Source organism: Streptomyces sp. SID14436, assembly GCF_010548465.1.
In the GTDB taxonomy this organism is placed as follows: Bacteria; Actinomycetota; Actinomycetes; order Streptomycetales; family Streptomycetaceae; genus Streptomyces.
This window is the reverse complement of sequence record NZ_JAAGMD010000100.1, coordinates 1-14,769: the sequence shown is the minus strand read 5'-3', so window position 1 is coordinate 14,769 and position 14,769 is coordinate 1. Positions and strand designations below refer to the sequence as shown.

The window sequence follows — 14,769 nt, the reverse complement described above, 5'->3', positions numbered from 1 at the left end:
GTCTCGACCGGGTCGGTGGCGCCGTCCGCGCCCGCCCCGTCCAGCAGCCGGTGGATCCGCAGGGCGGCGACGGAGCAGGCGTCGGCCCACTGGCGCAGTGCGCCGGTGTCCCGCCGGAGCGGGGCGGCGGCGAGCATGCCGTGGGCGAGCCGCGCGGCCTCGTCCTCGCCCGGGAGGGCGGCCAGCTTGCCGCGCACCTGCTCCAGCTGCCCGGCCCAGTCGCCGTCCGCGGCGCCCTCGGCGAGGCTCGCCCACAGGGGCCGCAGCGCCTCGTCGTCGCCGCCCAGCAACGGGATGCACCGATCCAAACAAGCCACCCCGGCCGCCGCCGCGCCGCGCTCGTCGGCCCGAGCGATCAGTTCCACCAGGCTCATCCACGCCTCCCTCAACGGGTTCCCACCGGCCCCGGACGAGGCCCTCACGGACCTCGACCTTCACGGAGCCCGCACTTCCCCTTACTGCGTGCGACGGCCCGGGATTGTCACGCAGGGACCACGCCGAGCCGGTCCAGGAGACGGAAGAGCAGGTTTTCGGCCACCTCGTCGGGCGCGGCGGGCTCGGCGGCCAGCACCTCCAGCAGGTCCTCGGCGGAGGCGGTGCGGCCCGCCTCGGCGGCCCAGTCGGCGGCCCGGTCGGCGGCGTCGCGCGGTTCGAGGAAGTAGTCCTCCAGCGTGAGCCCGTCCGTGCCGCCGTCCCCGGCTCCGTCCCCGCCGCCCCCGGCGCCGAGGTGGCCGGCCATCGCGGTGCGCCCGAGGCAGGTCGTCCACGCCCCGTGCTGCGGGGAGGCCGCCTCCACCACCACGCAGTCGCTGTCCATCACGTACCCGAACAGGGCGGGCGCGCCGGTCTCCCGGGCCAGGTCGTTCATGCTCCCGATGTCGCCGGAGGCGCCCGGGTACTCCCACACCTGCCATCCGTCCGGCGCGGAGGTGCGCAGGGTCAGGCCCTGGGCGGCGCCGGCCAGCGCGTCGAGTGCGGCGAGCGGCCGCTCCCCGCGGCCCACGACGAAGTACCCCCAATAACCCATGTGCTGCGCTTCCCCCCGGTGTAGCGGTTTCGGCTCGTCAGAACACCACCACAGTCGTACGGGAGTTCGCAGGCGTATGCCGCAATCCGTCCGGTCCGGGATCAGTCCGGTCCGGGATCAGTCCAGCTCGCCGGCCAGCGCACGGAACTGCGCCCAGGTGAGGTCCGGCCGGTCCGGGTCCCACAGCTTCTGCACCAGCGCCCGCAGCGGCATCCGGATGCCCGCGGCGACCTGGTCCTGGGTCTGCGAGCGGGGCAGGTCGCCCCAGATCGCGAAGGAGCCGCCGGGGATCTGGTCGTCGTACTCGGCCGGCACGGCGGTGGTGCCGCGCAGCACGCGCGGGGTCCACTGCTCGTAGATCCGCTCCCCGGTCGGGTAGACGAAGGTCAGCGGCTCCCCGAGCACGTAGTAGAGGAACTCGTCGTTGTAGTTGAGGACCGTGCGGCCCTCGCGCAGGTACTCCAGGGGCTGCCGGGCGCCGATCTCCTTGCCGGTCCAGTAGGCGACCTGGATGTCCTTGGCCGCGGACACCGAACCGCCCCGGAAGAAGCCGTCGTTCCAGGCGCGCGGGACGCGGTCGTGGGCGCGGACGGTGGCCGCCCGGTCGTTGAGCCAGCCGGTGGTGAGGTCCTCGACGGTGGCACCGGCGCCGTACTTCTCGCGCGCCGCGGCCGCCAGGCCGGGGAACGACGCCTGCGGGTCGGACACCACCAGCGCCTGGTACTCGTCGCCGCCGAGGTGCCACTGGCGGCCGGGGAACAGGCCGGCGTACTCGTCCAGCAGGTCGTCGACGATGTCCGCGGACTTCTGCTTCGAGATGTCGATCGCGCCCCGCACGGCGGCGCCGTTGACGTTGCGCAGCTGCAGGTCGGGGTGGGCGGCGATGACCGCGCCGAGGTGTCCGGGCGAGTCGATCTCGGGGACGACGGTGATGTGCCGGCTCGCCGCGAGGTCGACGATCCGCTTGACCTGTGCCTTGGTCAGGTGCTCCCGCGAGACGACCTCGGGGTGCGAGTCGGACTCGATGCGGAAGCCCTGGTCGTCGGAGAAGTGCAGGCCGATCTCGTTGAACTTCAGGTCGCCGAGCTCGCGGATCCGGTCCTCGATCCAGTCGGCGGTGTAGTGCTTGCGCGCGATGTCCAGCATCATCCCGCGCCGCTGTTTCGCGGGCTCGTCGCGGACCACGCCCTCGGGGGCGCTGCCCGCGCCGCGTATCTCCTGCTTGAGGGTGCGGGTGCCGTAGAAGACGCCCGCCTCGGCGGGTGCGCTGACGGTGACCCGTCCGCCCCGCACGGTCATCGTGTACGACTCCGGGTTCGCGCCCTTGTCCTGGTTGAGCTCCAGGCGCACGTCGCCGGCCCGCTCGTCGTCCTTCTCCCCCGCGTAGGCGAGCCCCAGCTCACCGGCGATCAGACGCCCCTCGTCGGCCAGCGCCGGATCGTCCACCACGACCCGGTGGCCGCGCGCGGGACGCCAGCCGGGGCCGCGCTCGGCGGTGTGCTGCCGGACCGCGGGGATGGTGCGCGGCGCCTTCGACAGGGGGTAGGTGCGGGTGGGGCTCGGTTCCGGCGAGGTGGCGCGGGGCGAGGCCCCGGCCCGGCTCTCCCCGGCCGCCGTGGCCGACGAACCGGCCGGCGCGCCGTCGTCGCCGGAGGAGGCCCAGAGCCCGAGGCCGACCCCGGACGCCGCCACCAGCGCGCCCGCGGCGACCGCCGCCACCAGGACCGGGCGTCGCGTCACCCCTTCGGTGGTGGTGCGCCGCCGGTGCTGCCTGTGCCTGTGCTGACTCACCCTGCCAACCTACGGCCCATCCGGGTGAAGGGCGTCCGCGAGCCGTTTCCAAACCGCCCCGTCCGAGTGAATTTCGAAAATCGATCGGACACGACATGGACCCAGTCGATACCGTGAGGGCACAACTCTCACACCATCCCCCACCGACACACACGCGACGCCCACGAGGACCCACGCTGCCCGCGCACCGTCTCCCAGAGCTCCCCGGGCGGGTCGCCGTCCCCGGCCAGTCCCGCGGCACGCCCGGCGCCCCCGGCACGCTGGGGCACTTCAACACCGCGCCCGACGCGGACGCCGAGGCCACCCTGCTGACCTGTCTGCACAGCCTCCGGTGGGCCGTGCGCGTGGCCCGCCACCGCCCGTACCCCGACCTGCCGTCCCTGCTGGCCGCGTGCGACGAGGCGGCGTACGACCTCACCCCGGCGGAGCTGTCCGCGGCCCTGGCCGCCGAGACCCTCCCTCCCCTGCCGGCCGACGCCTACTCGGCCGCCCACACCGCCCTGGACGCGGCGCACGCCGCCTACGAGGCGAAGTTCGGCCACGCGTTCGTCATCTGCCTCGACGGGGTGCCGCCCGCGGAGGGCCTGGACCGGGTCCTGGAGGGGATCCGGTCACGATTGGCGAACGATCCGGAGGAGGAGCGGGTGGTGGCCGCGGAGGAGCTCCGCCGCCTGGCCGGGGAGCGCCTGACGAAGGCCCTGACGGGCCCGGCGGACCCGGCGGACCTCGCGATCGGCCACCACACCGCAGGAAACGGGTGGTAGCCGGGCAAACGCCCCGGATGCCGCGTCTCCGGGACAGGCTCTAGCCCGTAAGCGTGCCAGTTCGATCACATCGGCAGACCCCGTCGAGGCCGCACGCCGGGGCATGGCTACGATGCTGGGGGCCGGTGGACCGTACCCGGCCGGGCCCGACCGACAAGGAAAGCCGGCGCGGCCCCGAACCCCGCTCCCGGAGGAAATTTCCGTGCCGGCTGGAACGCTGTACCGCGGCCGGGAAGGAATGTGGTCCTGGGTGGCTCACCGAGTCACCGGCGTCCTCATCTTCTTCTTCCTGTTCGTTCACGTGCTGGACACCGCCCTCGTGCGGGTGTCCCCGGAGGCCTACGACACCGTCGTGGCCACGTACAAGACGCCGATCGTCGCGCTGCTGGAGTACGGCCTCGTCGCCGCCATCCTGTTCCACGCGCTCAACGGCCTGCGTGTCATCGCCGTCGACTTCTGGATCAAGGGCGCCCGGTACCAGAAGCAGATGCTCTGGACCGTCGTCGCCGTGTGGGTCGTGCTGATGCTCGGGGCGATCTACCCCGTCCTCGGCCACGCCGCTCGTGAACTGTTCGGGAGCTGACGCGCATGTCCACCACTGAAACCTCCGCCTCGGGCACCGGCCCCGTCGAGGGCGTGTCCCTCTACTCCGCCGACAACCCGGCACCCGTCATCGAGCCGCCGCGCAAGCGCACCAAGAAGACCCCGAAGACCACCCGGGGCAACTTCGAGCTGGCCGCCTGGCTGTTCATGCGGCTGTCCGGCGTCGTCCTGGTCGTCCTGGTCATCGGCCACCTGCTGATCCAGCTCGTGCTGGACGGCGGCGTGTCCAAGATCGGCTTCGCCTTCGTGGCGGGCCGCTGGGCCTCGCCGTTCTGGCAGGTCTGGGACCTGCTGATGCTGTGGCTGGCCATGCTGCACGGCGCCAACGGCCTGCGCACGGTCATCAACGACTACGCGGAGCGGCCGAACACCCGCCTGTGGCTCAAGGGCCTGCTCTACACCGCCACGGTGTTCACCATCCTGCTGGGCACGCTGGTGATCTTCACCTTCGACCCGAACATCCGCTAGGCACGGGGCTGCGAGAATCATGAAGATCCACAAGTACGACACCGTCATCGTCGGCGCCGGTGGCGCCGGTATGCGGGCCGCCATCGAGGCGACCAAGCGCAGCCGCACGGCCGTCCTGACGAAGCTCTACCCCACCCGCTCCCACACGGGCGCCGCGCAGGGCGGCATGGCCGCAGCGCTGGCCAACGTGGAGGAGGACAACTGGGAGTGGCACACCTTCGACACGGTCAAGGGCGGTGACTACCTGGTCGACCAGGACGCCGCCGAGATCCTGGCGAAGGAGGCCATCGACTCGGTCCTGGACCTGGAGAAGATGGGCCTGCCGTTCAACCGGACGCCCGACGGGACCATCGACCAGCGCCGGTTCGGCGGTCACTCCCGCAACCACGGCGAGGCCCCGGTCCGCCGCTCCTGCTACGCGGCCGACCGCACCGGCCACATGATCCTTCAGACGCTGTACCAGAACTGCGTGAAGGAGGGCGTGGAGTTCTACAACGAGTTCTACGTCCTGGACCAGCTGATCACCGAGGTCGACGGCGTCAAGAAGTCGGCCGGTGTGGTGGCGTACGAACTGGCCACCGGGGAGATCCACATCTTCCGGGCCAAGTCCGTGATCTACGCCTCCGGCGGCAACGGCAAGTTCTTCAAGGTGACGTCCAACGCGCACACCCTCACCGGCGACGGCCAGGCGGCCGTGTTCCGGCGCGGGCTGCCGCTGGAGGACATGGAGTTCTTCCAGTTCCACCCGACCGGCATCTGGCGCATGGGCATCCTGCTGACGGAGGGCGCCCGCGGTGAGGGCGGCATCCTCCGCAACAAGGACGGCGAGCGCTTCATGGAGAAGTACGCGCCGGTCATGAAGGACCTCGCCTCGCGCGACGTCGTCTCCCGCTCCATCTACACGGAGATCCGCGAGGGCCGCGGCTGCGGTCCCGAGGGCGACCACGTCTACCTGGACCTCACCCACCTCCCGCCGGAGCAGCTGGACGCCAAGCTGCCCGACATCACCGAGTTCGCGCGGACCTACCTGGGCATCGAGCCGTACACCGACCCGATCCCGATCCAGCCGACCGCGCACTACGCCATGGGCGGCATCCCCACCAACGTCCGCGGCGAGGTGCTGGCCGACAACACCACCGTCGTCCCCGGCCTGTACGCCGCCGGTGAGGTCGCGTGCGTGTCGGTGCACGGCGCCAACCGCCTGGGCACCAACTCCCTGCTGGACATCAACGTGTTCGGCAAGCGGGCCGGCATCGCGGCCGCGGAGTACGCCCACGACGCCGACTTCGTGGAGATGCCGGAGAACCCGGAGGCCTTCGTCCTCGGGCAGATCGAGCGGCTGCGGTCCTCCACCGGCACCGAGCGGGTGGCCACGCTGCGCCGCGAGCTGCAGGAGACCATGGACGCCAACGTCATGGTGTTCCGCACCGAGCAGACGATCAAGACGGCGGTCGAGAAGATCGCCGAGCTGCGCGAGCGCTACAAGAACGTCGCCATCCAGGACAAGGGCAAGCGGTTCAACACCGACCTGCTGGAGGCCGTCGAGCTGGGCAACCTGCTCGACCTCGCCGAGGTCATGGCCGTCTCCGCGCTGGCCCGCAAGGAGTCCCGCGGCGGTCACTACCGCGAGGACTTCCCGAACCGAGACGACGTCAACTTCATGCGCCACACCATGGCGTACCGCGAAGTCGGCGCCGACGGCTCCGAGACCGTCCGTCTGGACTACAAGCCGGTCGTCCAGACCCGCTACCAGCCGATGGAGCGTAAGTACTGATGGCTACCCCTGTTCTGGACAAGGCGGGTTCGGCCGGACAGCCCGAGCCGGGCTTCGCCGACTCCCCCTACATCACCGCCACCTTCCGGATCCGCCGGTTCAACCCGGAGGTCTCGGCGGAGGCGACCTGGGAAGACTTCCAGATCGAGATCGATCCCAAGGAGCGCGTCCTGGACGCGCTGCACAAGATCAAGTGGGATCTGGACGGCACGCTGACCTTCCGGCGTTCCTGCGCGCACGGCATCTGCGGCTCCGACGCGATGCGGATCAACGGCAAGAACCGCCTGGCGTGCAAGACGCTGATCAAGGACATCAACCCCGAGAAGCCGATCACGGTCGAGGCCATCAAGGGCCTGACGGTCCTCAAGGACCTGATCGTGGACATGGAGCCGTTCTTCCAGGCGTACCGGGACGTGATGCCGTTCCTGATCACGAACGACACCAACGAGCCGACGCGCGAGCGGCTGCAGTCCGCCGAGGACCGCGAGCGCTTCGACGACACGACGAAGTGCATCCTGTGCGCCGCCTGCACCACGTCGTGCCCGGTGTTCTGGAACGACGGGCAGTACTTCGGCCCGGCGGCCATCGTCAACGCGCACCGGTTCATCTTCGACTCGCGTGACGAGGCCGGCGAGCAGCGCCTGGAGATCCTCAACGACCGGGACGGCGTGTGGCGCTGCCGCACGACGTTCAACTGCACGGACGCCTGCCCGCGCGGCATCGAGGTCACCAAGGCGATCGCCGAGGTGAAGCGGGCGCTGATCACGCGCCGCTACTGATCCCATCGCGGACGACACGTGAGAGGGCCCCGATCCTGGATCGGGGCCCTCTTTACGTGTACCGGGTCCGGCCGCCGGGGCGGCCGGGACGGCGTCAGCCGCGCAGCGGGCGGCCTTCCTTGTCGGTGCGGTCGTTGCTGACCAGGAACATGATGCCGTCGATCAGGGCCCAGATGCCGAGGCCACCGCAGGTGAGCAGCTGGGCGACGCCGACGCCGACGGAACCGACGTAGAAACGACCGATGCCCAGGGTCCCCAGGAAGAGCTGGAGGATGCCGGCGACGATCTTCGACTTGTCCGAGTAGGGACGGCCCTGCGGGTCCACGCCGTACGGCGCCTGCGGGCTCGGGGGGACGGTCATGGTGGTGCTCCTGGAAAAAGAAAGGACAAACCTGGGCGGATTGCCCGGGTGGCCCAGGAGGGATCACCGGCGGACCCCGTGACGGATCCCGCGCGACGGACCACATGCGGAAACGGGTCGTCCCCCCTGCGCGAGAGGAGCGTAGAAGGATCATGCGGACAAGCGGGAGGGGGTACGGCCAAACGTTCCCGTTCCGTGATCAACCCGGGACCGGCGGAGCGCGTCCTCAGAAGATGTTGCGCAGCACGGTCCAGGCCACGGCCGACAGCAGGATGAGGACCTGCGTGCGGGGGGACAGCCGCGGCGCCCACGACCGCCCGCGCAGACCCTCCAGGGTCCAGCGGCCCCACAGCGCCAGCGCGAACGGCGCGGCCAGCAGCAGCGCCCGGTTGTCCAGCCAGGCCGCGGCGAACTGACCGTGCATGAGGTCGTAGACCATGCGGGTGCCGCCGCAGGCCGGGCAGAGCAGTCCGGTGACGAGCCGGAAGGGGCACTGCGGCAGGACGTGTCCGGGCTCGTGCGGGTCGGTGAACCACAGGTAGCCCGCGCCCGCCGTGCCGGCCACCAGTACCGCCAGGGGGGCCGCTGCGGGATGCCACCGCGGACGCCCCCCACGGGGCACGGGACCGGCGGCGTCAGCCACGCAGGATCCGCCCCTGGGCGTCCGTGCGGTCGTTGCTGACCAGGTACATGATGCCGTCGATCAGCGCCCAGATGCCCAGCCCGCCACAGGTGAGGAGCTGCGCGATGCCGACGCCCACGGACCCGACGTAGAAACGGCCGATGCCGAAGCTGCCGAGGAACAGCTGCAGGACACCCGCGACGATCTTCGATTTGTCGGACAGCGGACGGCCGTACGGGTCGTACCCGTAGGGCGCGTTGGGGTCGGCGGCGTACCCGGCGTATCCGGCGCCCTGCTGGTAGCCGGGCGGCGGGTACGCGCCGGGCTGCTGGTAGCCGGCCTGCTGACCGCCCTGCGGGTAGCCGTAGGGGCCGGACTGGCCGGACGCGCCGGGGTTCGGGTAGCCGTAACCGGGCGGCTGGGACGGCTGCTGCGGCTGCTCGCTCACGGGTTTCACTCCTGAAGTACGGGATGCTGGGGGTCATATTGTCAGCACTCGACGGGTCAGGAGAAGCCGGGCCGGGGGTCGAGGCCCCTCCCATAGGGTGACCCCCGGGTCCGCCGGGCCGCCGGATCTGCCCGGCTCGGTGCATCAGCGCCTAATGTGACGGTATGTCAGCAAATGAGTCCTACGAACTGCTCGGGTTCGACAATGTGCTGCTGCCCGTCGGGGACCTCGGGGAGGCCGTCGCCTTCTACGGGCGCGCCGGGTTCCCGGTCGGGTTCCGGCTGGACGAGGCCGGGATCGCACTGCTGACGGTCGGCGGCGAGACCCCCGGCCTGCTGCTCCGGCACGAGGAGGGGCTGGGGCACCGGCCGCCGTCCTGGCCGGGCGGCAGGGTGTGGCTGGAGGTGCGGGACGCCCGGGCGGCCGCCGGGTCGCTGCGCGACGCCGGCATCGGGCTGCTCGACGAGCCGTTCCCCGTCGCCACCGGCTGGACCGTCGAGTTCGCCGACCCGTGGGGCAACGTCGTCGGCCTGACCGACTACTCCCGGCGTCCCGCGCTCGCCCGGCAGCCGTGACGGCCCTCGCGGGCACCGCCTACGCTCTCCTCCCGTGCCCGCGACGAACGATGGCCCCACCGGAGGGGCCGCACCCAGCAAGTCCGAACAGACCCGTGCCCTGATCCTGGAGACGGCCATGCGGCTGTTCCGGGAACGCGGCTTCGACCGGACCACCATGCGGGCGATCGCCGCCGAGGCCGGGGTCTCCGTCGGCAACGCCTACTACTACTTCGAGGGCAAGGAACACCTGATCCAGGGCTTCTACGACCGGATCGCCGCCGAGCACCGGGTGGCCGTCCGCGAGATCCTGGCCCGGGAGAGCGGCCTGGAGGCCCGGCTGGCCGGGGTGCTCACGTCCTGGCTGGACATCGCCGCGCCGTACCACGAGTTCGCGGTGCAGTTCTTCAAGAACGCCGCCGACCCGGACAGCCCGCTCAGCCCCTTCTCCCCCGAGTCGCGGCCGGCGCGCGAGGAGGCGATCGGGGTCCACCGGGCGGTGCTGGCCGGCACCCGGACCAAGGTGCCCGGGGAACTGCGGGACGCGCTGCCCGAGTTGATGTGGCTCGCCCAGATGGGCCTGTGCCTGTACTGGATCTTCGACCGCACCGAGGGCCGCGAACGCAGCTACCGCCTCGCCGAGCGCGGCGCCCGGCTCGCCGCGCGAGGCGTGACACTGGCCCGCCTGAGGCTGCTGCGCCCGGTGGTGCGGGACGCGCACACGCTGTTCACGGACTTCCTGCCCGGCCTGACCCGGGCGCTGCCGGACCCGGCGCGGAGGCGGGCGCCCGCACAGGACGGGCGCCCGGAACCGCTCAGTTGACGGCGTCCACCTCCCCCGCCGCCAGCTCCACGTCGTGCACGACCGGCCCGTCACCGGACACCGTCACGTGCGCCGCCCCGGAGGAGTACGGCGTGGCGGTGGCCGCCACCAGGTAGGTGCCCGGGCCGGGGACGGCGAGGATGTAGGAGCCGTCCGCCAGGGCCACCACCCGGTCCAGCTGCCGTCCGCCCGGGGTGAGCAGGGTGAGGACCGCGCCCTCCACGGGCTCCCCGTCGGCCGTGCGGACGAAGCCGTGGACCACGGCCGGGGAGCCGCCCGGCGTCGGTTCCCCGCTCTCCGGGGCCTCCTCGGGCGTGCTCTGCCCCGGTTCGACCGCCAGGTGCGGCAGCCGCTTGTCCAGCGCGGCCGGCAGCCACCAGTTGGCGCGGCCCAGCAGGTGCATCGCCGCCGGCACCAGAGCGGTCCGCAGGATGAACGCGTCCAGCGCCACGGCCGCGGCCAGCCCCACGCCCGCCATGGCCGCCCCGTAGTCGCCGCTGAGCACGAAGGCGAGGAAGACGCACATCATGATGAGCGCGGCGGAGTTGATGACCCGGCTGGTCTCCGCGAGGCCGACACGGACGGCACGGGCGTTGTCCCGGGTGTGCACCCACTCCTCGTGCATCCGGCTCACCAGGAACACCTGATAGTCCATGGAGAGGCCGAACAGCAGGGACAGCATGATGATCGGCAGGAAGGCCGGGATCGGGCTCTCGGTGCCGAGGGCGAGGAGGTCCAGGCCCCAGCCCCACTGGAAGACCGCGACCAGCACGCCGAAGGAGGCCGCCGCCGCGAGCAGGTTCATCAGGGCGGCCGTCAGCGGCACCACCACGGACCGGAAGGCGAGCATCAGGAGCAGGAAGCCGAGCGCGATGATCGTGAAGACGAACAGCGGCAGCCGGTCGGCGGTGACGGACGCGAAGTCCTTGGACACCGCGGTGACACCGCCGACATGCGCCTCGACGTCGCTCTGCGGCAGGACGTCCTCGCGCAGCCGGTCGATGAGGCGGTCCGTGGCCGCCTCCTGCGGCGAGGTGGTGGGCACGACCTGGACGACCGTGACACCGTTCGCCGGCGGCAGGGCGGCGACCTGGGCGACCCCCTCGGTCCGTTCGACGGCGGTCACCATGGACGCGGGGGCCTCGCCCGCCACGACCACCTGGAGCGGGCCGTTGAAGCCCGGGCCGAAGCCCTCGGCCAGCAGGTCGTACGCCTTGCGGGTCGTGGTCGTCACGTCGTCGTTGCCCTGGTCCACGGTGCCCAGGCGCAGCGACATCAGCGGCACGGCGAGCACCGCCATGGTGACGAGGGCCAGCGCGCCGACCGCGCGGGGGCGGCGCTGGACGAACGCGGCCCAGCGGGCGGCGAGCCCGTGGGACCGGTCCGGTTCCGGGCCGCGGGCGACGAGCACGCGCCGCTGACGGCGGCTGAGCACCCGGTGCCCGAGCAGGCCCAGCAGCGCCGGCAGCAGGGTGACGGCGGCCAGCACGCTCAGCACCACGGTGAGCGAGGTGCCGATGACCACCCCGTCCAGGAAGCGCAGGTTGGTCACCAGCATCCCGGCCAGCGCGATGCACACCGTGCCGCCCGCGAACAGCACCGCCCGGCCCGAGGTGTTGAGCGCGGTCACCGCGGCGTCCTCCGGATCGGCGCCGGCGAGGATGCCGCGCCGGTGCCGGGTGACGATGAACAGGGCGTAGTCGATGCCGACGCCGAGACCGATCAGGGTGGCCAGCAGCGAGGCGATGTCCGGCACGTCGGTGACGTGGCTGATCAGCTGGGTGCCGAACATGCCGGTGCCGACGCCGAAGACGGCGACCACGATCGGCAGCAGCGCCGCCAGGACCGAGCCGAACGCCACGAACAGCACCACGGCGGCGGCCGCGATGCCGACCAGTTCGGCGGTGCCCGTCGGCGGCTCCTGGACCCGGGCGACGGCCTGGCCGCCCACCTCCACCTGGAGCCCGTCACCGGCCGCGCCCCGGGCGGTGTCCACCACGTCCTGCACCAGGTCCTTCGGCAGGGCGTCCGCCTGCTCGGTGAACGTGACCTGCGCGTAGGCGATCCGCCCGTCCCGCGCGATCTGCGTCCGGCCCTGCTCCTCGTACGGGCCGGTCACGTCGCCGACCCCCTCCATCCCGCTGATCTCCCGCAGCGCGGGCTCGATCCGGGACCGCACCGCGTCGTCCCGCACCGAGCCCTCGTCGACCTTCCACACCACGGTGTCGGTGTCCCCGGCCCGTTCCGGGAACGCCTTCTCCAGCAGGTCGTACGCCCGCTTGGAGTCGGTGTCCGGCAGCGAGAAGACGTTCGCGTAGTTCGTCCCCGCGCTGCTCGCCGACACCGCCAGTCCGCACAGCGCCCCCACCCACAGCAGGAGGACCACCAGCCGGTGCCGATAGCACCAGCGTGCCAATGCCGCCACGTTTGAAACTCCTTCGTCGCTCGACGGGTCCCCCAGGTCCTGGCAAGCAGCATCGGCGGACGCGGCCCCGCGGGGACACGACTCGCCCGCGACTCTCAAGGAACTCCAAAGCGCCGCACGGCCCGTGGGCGGCCGGGCGCGCCGATACTGGAGGCATGACGACGGCCGAGGGAACGGTGCTGGTGGTCGAGGACGAGGAGAGCATCACGGACGTGCTCGCCATCGCCCTGCGGTACCACCGCTTCGACGTGATGACGGCGGGCACCGTCCGTGAGGCGCTCGCCCTGACCGAGCACACCCGGCCCGACGCCGCCCTCCTGGACGTCATGCTGCCGGACGGGGACGGGCGCGCGCTGGGCCGTGAACTGCGCACCCGCAGACCGGAACTGGCGCTGGTGTTCCTCACCGCGCGGGACGCGCCCGCCGAGATCGTCGGCGCGCTCGCCTTCGGCGACGACTACATCACCAAGCCGTTCAACATCGACGAGGTCGTCGCCCGGGTCACGGCGGTGCTGCGCCGCACCCGGCCCGCCGACGTGCTCCCGCAGCGGGCCCCGCTGCGCCACGGCGACCTGGAGCTGGACGAGACGACGTACTCGGTGCGCCGCGCGGGCCGCTCGGTCGAGCTGACCCCCACCGAGTACGCGCTGCTGCGCTTCCTGGTGCGCAACAGCGGCCGGATCGTGCCCAAGGAGCAACTGCTGCGGCACGTCTGGCAGTACGAGCACGCCCCCGCCGAGTCGACCGTGGTCGAGACCTACATCAGCTACCTGCGGCGCAAGCTGGACGTGCTGGGCCCGCCGGTCATCACCACCCGGCGCGGGGTCGGGTACGGCCTGACATGAGGCTGCGGATCCCACGGCCGCGCTGCGCGCGGGGCGTCCACTCGCTGCGGGGCCGGCTGACGCTGGCCAACGTGGCGCTGCTGGCCGTCGGGGTCGTCGCGGCCACCGTGGTCAGCGTGATGGGCATGCGGTACTACCTGCTCGACCAGATCGACGCGGAGCTGACCGCGAACCGGGACCGGCTGGGCGGCTCCCGGCTGACGCTGCGGGAGATCGACTCGCTGAGCGTGCTGAGCTTCCTCGCCGGCCGCGTGGAGCCGGACCAGGACACGCAGGACCCCTCGAAGTCGCTGTTCGCGGCCGTGGACTCCCGGGGCGCGAACGTGGGCGTCCTCGGCTTCGAACCGACCCCGGCGCAGCGGGCCCTGACCGACGCGGTGGGCGACCCGCGGCCCCTGGTCCGGGACCCGGACCCGCACGACGTCACCGTGCGCGGGGACGCCTACCGGGTCACCGCGACCCGGCTCGCGGACGGCACGTACATCCTGCTCGGCTCCTCCACCGAGGCGCTGCACGAGGGCGTCGCCAAGGCGGTGCGGCTGAACCTGGCGATCGGCTCCCTGCTGCTGGTGGGACTCGGCTGCGTGACGATGGTCAGCGTGCGCCGGCGGATGCGGCCGCTGGAGGACATGGTCGAGACGTCGTCGGCGATCGCCGAGGGCGACCTGGCCCGGCGCGTGCCCTCCAGCCGGGACCCCATCCTGGAGGTCGAACAGCTGCGGCTGGCCCTGAACTCCATGCTCCAGCAGGTCGAGTCGGCGTACCGCACCCGGGAGCGCAGCGCGGCCCAGCTGCGCCGGTTCGTCGCCGACGCCTCCCACGAGCTGCGCACCCCGCTGGCCGCGATCCGCGGCTACCTCCAGCTGTACGACCGGGGCATGCTGCGCGACCCGGCGGAGCGGCAGCGGGCCCGGGAGCGGATGCTGGCGGAGTCCGACCGCATGGCCCGGCTGGTCGACGAGCTGTTGGTGCTGGCCCGGCTGGACCAGCGGCCCGAACTGCGGCTGCGGGACGTGGACCTGTGCCGTCTGCTGCGGGACGCGGCGCAGGACCTGCGGGTGCAGCAGCCGGAGCGGCCGGTGACCGTGGACGCCGACGGCTCGGTGACGGTGCGCGCCGACGAGTCGGGGCTGCGGCAGGTGCTGGGCAACCTGCTGGGCAACGTCCGCGTCCACACGCCCGCGGACACCCCGGTGCGGCTGGCGGTGACCCGGGCGGACGGTGCGGTGCGGGTGTACGTGGAGGACGGCGGGCCGGGGCTCGGCGCGGAGGACGCGGCCCGCGTCTTCGACCGCTTCTTCCGGGCGGGCGGCGGCGCGGGCAGCGGGCTGGGGATGGCGATCGTGCAGGGCGTGGTGCACGCCCACGGCGGCGAGGTCGCGGTGCGGACGGCCCCGGGTGAGGGGCTGGCCGTCACGGTGACGCTGCCCGGCCGGCCGGTGCCGTCCCCGTCCCCCGGGGAGCGGGCCGTTCCGGCGGCGGGGC

The 14,769-nt window shown here is 72.3% G+C and carries 15 protein-coding genes and 1 pseudogene; 9 read left to right on the top strand and 7 right to left on the bottom strand.

What is annotated here, in order from left to right:
• The 3 genes and pseudogenes from G3I53_RS04000 to G3I53_RS03990 form a co-directional block, all read right to left on the bottom strand.
• Positions 1 to 374 (bottom strand): annotated as a pseudogene (locus G3I53_RS04000) (hypothetical protein); the annotation flags it as partial.
• Between the two features lie 107 nt (positions 375 to 481).
• Complete coding sequence (locus tag G3I53_RS03995; RefSeq protein ID WP_164333566.1) at positions 482 to 1,027, bottom strand: hypothetical protein; 546 nt, start codon at positions 1,025 to 1,027, stop codon at positions 482 to 484.
• Positions 1,028 to 1,144: 117 nt separating this feature from the next.
• A complete protein-coding gene (locus G3I53_RS03990) occupies positions 1,145 to 2,749 on the bottom strand; it encodes a glycoside hydrolase family 20 protein (protein WP_164438018.1) in 1,605 nt (534 codons plus the stop codon).
• 182 nt (positions 2,750 to 2,931) lie between these two features.
• On the opposite strand from G3I53_RS03990, the gene G3I53_RS03985 reads away from it, so the two are divergent.
• The 5 genes from G3I53_RS03985 (at position 2,932) to G3I53_RS03965 (ending at position 7,206) form a co-directional block, all read left to right on the top strand.
• A complete protein-coding gene (locus G3I53_RS03985; RefSeq protein ID WP_343240551.1) occupies positions 2,932 to 3,582 on the top strand; it encodes a 2-oxo-4-hydroxy-4-carboxy-5-ureidoimidazoline decarboxylase in 651 nt (216 codons plus the stop codon).
• A 202-nt stretch (positions 3,583 to 3,784) separates the two neighbouring features.
• Positions 3,785 to 4,165, top strand: coding sequence for a succinate dehydrogenase, cytochrome b556 subunit (sdhC, locus tag G3I53_RS03980; RefSeq protein WP_164332902.1), 381 nt, complete (start codon positions 3,785 to 3,787; stop codon positions 4,163 to 4,165).
• 5 nt (positions 4,166 to 4,170) lie between these two features.
• Positions 4,171 to 4,653: a succinate dehydrogenase hydrophobic membrane anchor subunit gene (locus tag G3I53_RS03975; protein WP_164332901.1), complete on the top strand. Its 483-nt coding sequence runs from the start codon at positions 4,171 to 4,173 to the stop codon at positions 4,651 to 4,653.
• A 19-nt stretch (positions 4,654 to 4,672) separates the two neighbouring features.
• Complete coding sequence (gene sdhA / locus G3I53_RS03970; RefSeq protein WP_164332900.1) at positions 4,673 to 6,427, top strand: succinate dehydrogenase flavoprotein subunit; 1,755 nt, start codon at positions 4,673 to 4,675, stop codon at positions 6,425 to 6,427.
• Positions 6,427 to 7,206 carry a succinate dehydrogenase iron-sulfur subunit gene (locus G3I53_RS03965; protein ID WP_164332899.1) on the top strand — a complete coding sequence of 260 codons (780 nt, stop codon included), beginning with the start codon at positions 6,427 to 6,429 and terminating at the stop codon, positions 7,204 to 7,206. The genes sdhA and G3I53_RS03965 overlap by 1 nt, the downstream gene beginning before the upstream one ends.
• A 94-nt stretch (positions 7,207 to 7,300) precedes the next feature.
• Here the strand turns inward: G3I53_RS03965 and G3I53_RS03960 are convergent, their stop codons facing one another.
• The 3 genes from G3I53_RS03960 to G3I53_RS03950 form a co-directional block, all read right to left on the bottom strand.
• Positions 7,301 to 7,567, bottom strand: coding sequence for a TM2 domain-containing protein (locus G3I53_RS03960; RefSeq protein WP_164332898.1), 267 nt, complete (start codon positions 7,565 to 7,567; stop codon positions 7,301 to 7,303).
• Between the two features lie 226 nt (positions 7,568 to 7,793).
• Positions 7,794 to 8,210: a DUF2752 domain-containing protein gene (locus G3I53_RS03955; protein ID WP_205077995.1), complete on the bottom strand. Its 417-nt coding sequence runs from the start codon at positions 8,208 to 8,210 to the stop codon at positions 7,794 to 7,796.
• The gene (locus G3I53_RS03950) at positions 8,203 to 8,637 is read right to left on the bottom strand and encodes a TM2 domain-containing protein (protein WP_164332897.1); all 435 of its coding nucleotides are present in this window, start codon (positions 8,635 to 8,637) and stop codon (positions 8,203 to 8,205) included. The genes G3I53_RS03955 and G3I53_RS03950 overlap by 8 nt, the downstream gene beginning before the upstream one ends.
• A 164-nt stretch (positions 8,638 to 8,801) precedes the next feature.
• On the opposite strand from G3I53_RS03950, the gene G3I53_RS03945 reads away from it, so the two are divergent.
• Positions 8,802 to 9,212: a VOC family protein gene (locus tag G3I53_RS03945; protein ID WP_164332896.1), complete on the top strand. Its 411-nt coding sequence runs from the start codon at positions 8,802 to 8,804 to the stop codon at positions 9,210 to 9,212.
• A 34-nt stretch (positions 9,213 to 9,246) separates the two neighbouring features.
• Positions 9,247 to 10,014: a TetR family transcriptional regulator gene (locus tag G3I53_RS03940; protein WP_164332895.1), complete on the top strand. Its 768-nt coding sequence runs from the start codon at positions 9,247 to 9,249 to the stop codon at positions 10,012 to 10,014.
• Here the strand turns inward: G3I53_RS03940 and G3I53_RS03935 are convergent.
• Positions 10,007 to 12,430, bottom strand: a complete 2,424-nt coding sequence (locus G3I53_RS03935; RefSeq protein ID WP_164332904.1) for an MMPL family transporter — start codon at positions 12,428 to 12,430, stop codon at positions 10,007 to 10,009. The genes G3I53_RS03940 and G3I53_RS03935 overlap by 8 nt on opposite strands.
• A 164-nt stretch (positions 12,431 to 12,594) precedes the next feature.
• Here G3I53_RS03935 and G3I53_RS03930 point away from each other — a divergent pair, with 164 nt between their 5' ends.
• Positions 12,595 to 13,284: a response regulator transcription factor gene (locus G3I53_RS03930; RefSeq protein ID WP_164332894.1), complete on the top strand. Its 690-nt coding sequence runs from the start codon at positions 12,595 to 12,597 to the stop codon at positions 13,282 to 13,284.
• A partial coding sequence (locus tag G3I53_RS03925; RefSeq protein ID WP_164438017.1) for a HAMP domain-containing sensor histidine kinase occupies positions 13,281 to 14,769 on the top strand: 1,489 nt, incomplete at its 3' end. The genes G3I53_RS03930 and G3I53_RS03925, both read left to right, overlap by 4 nt.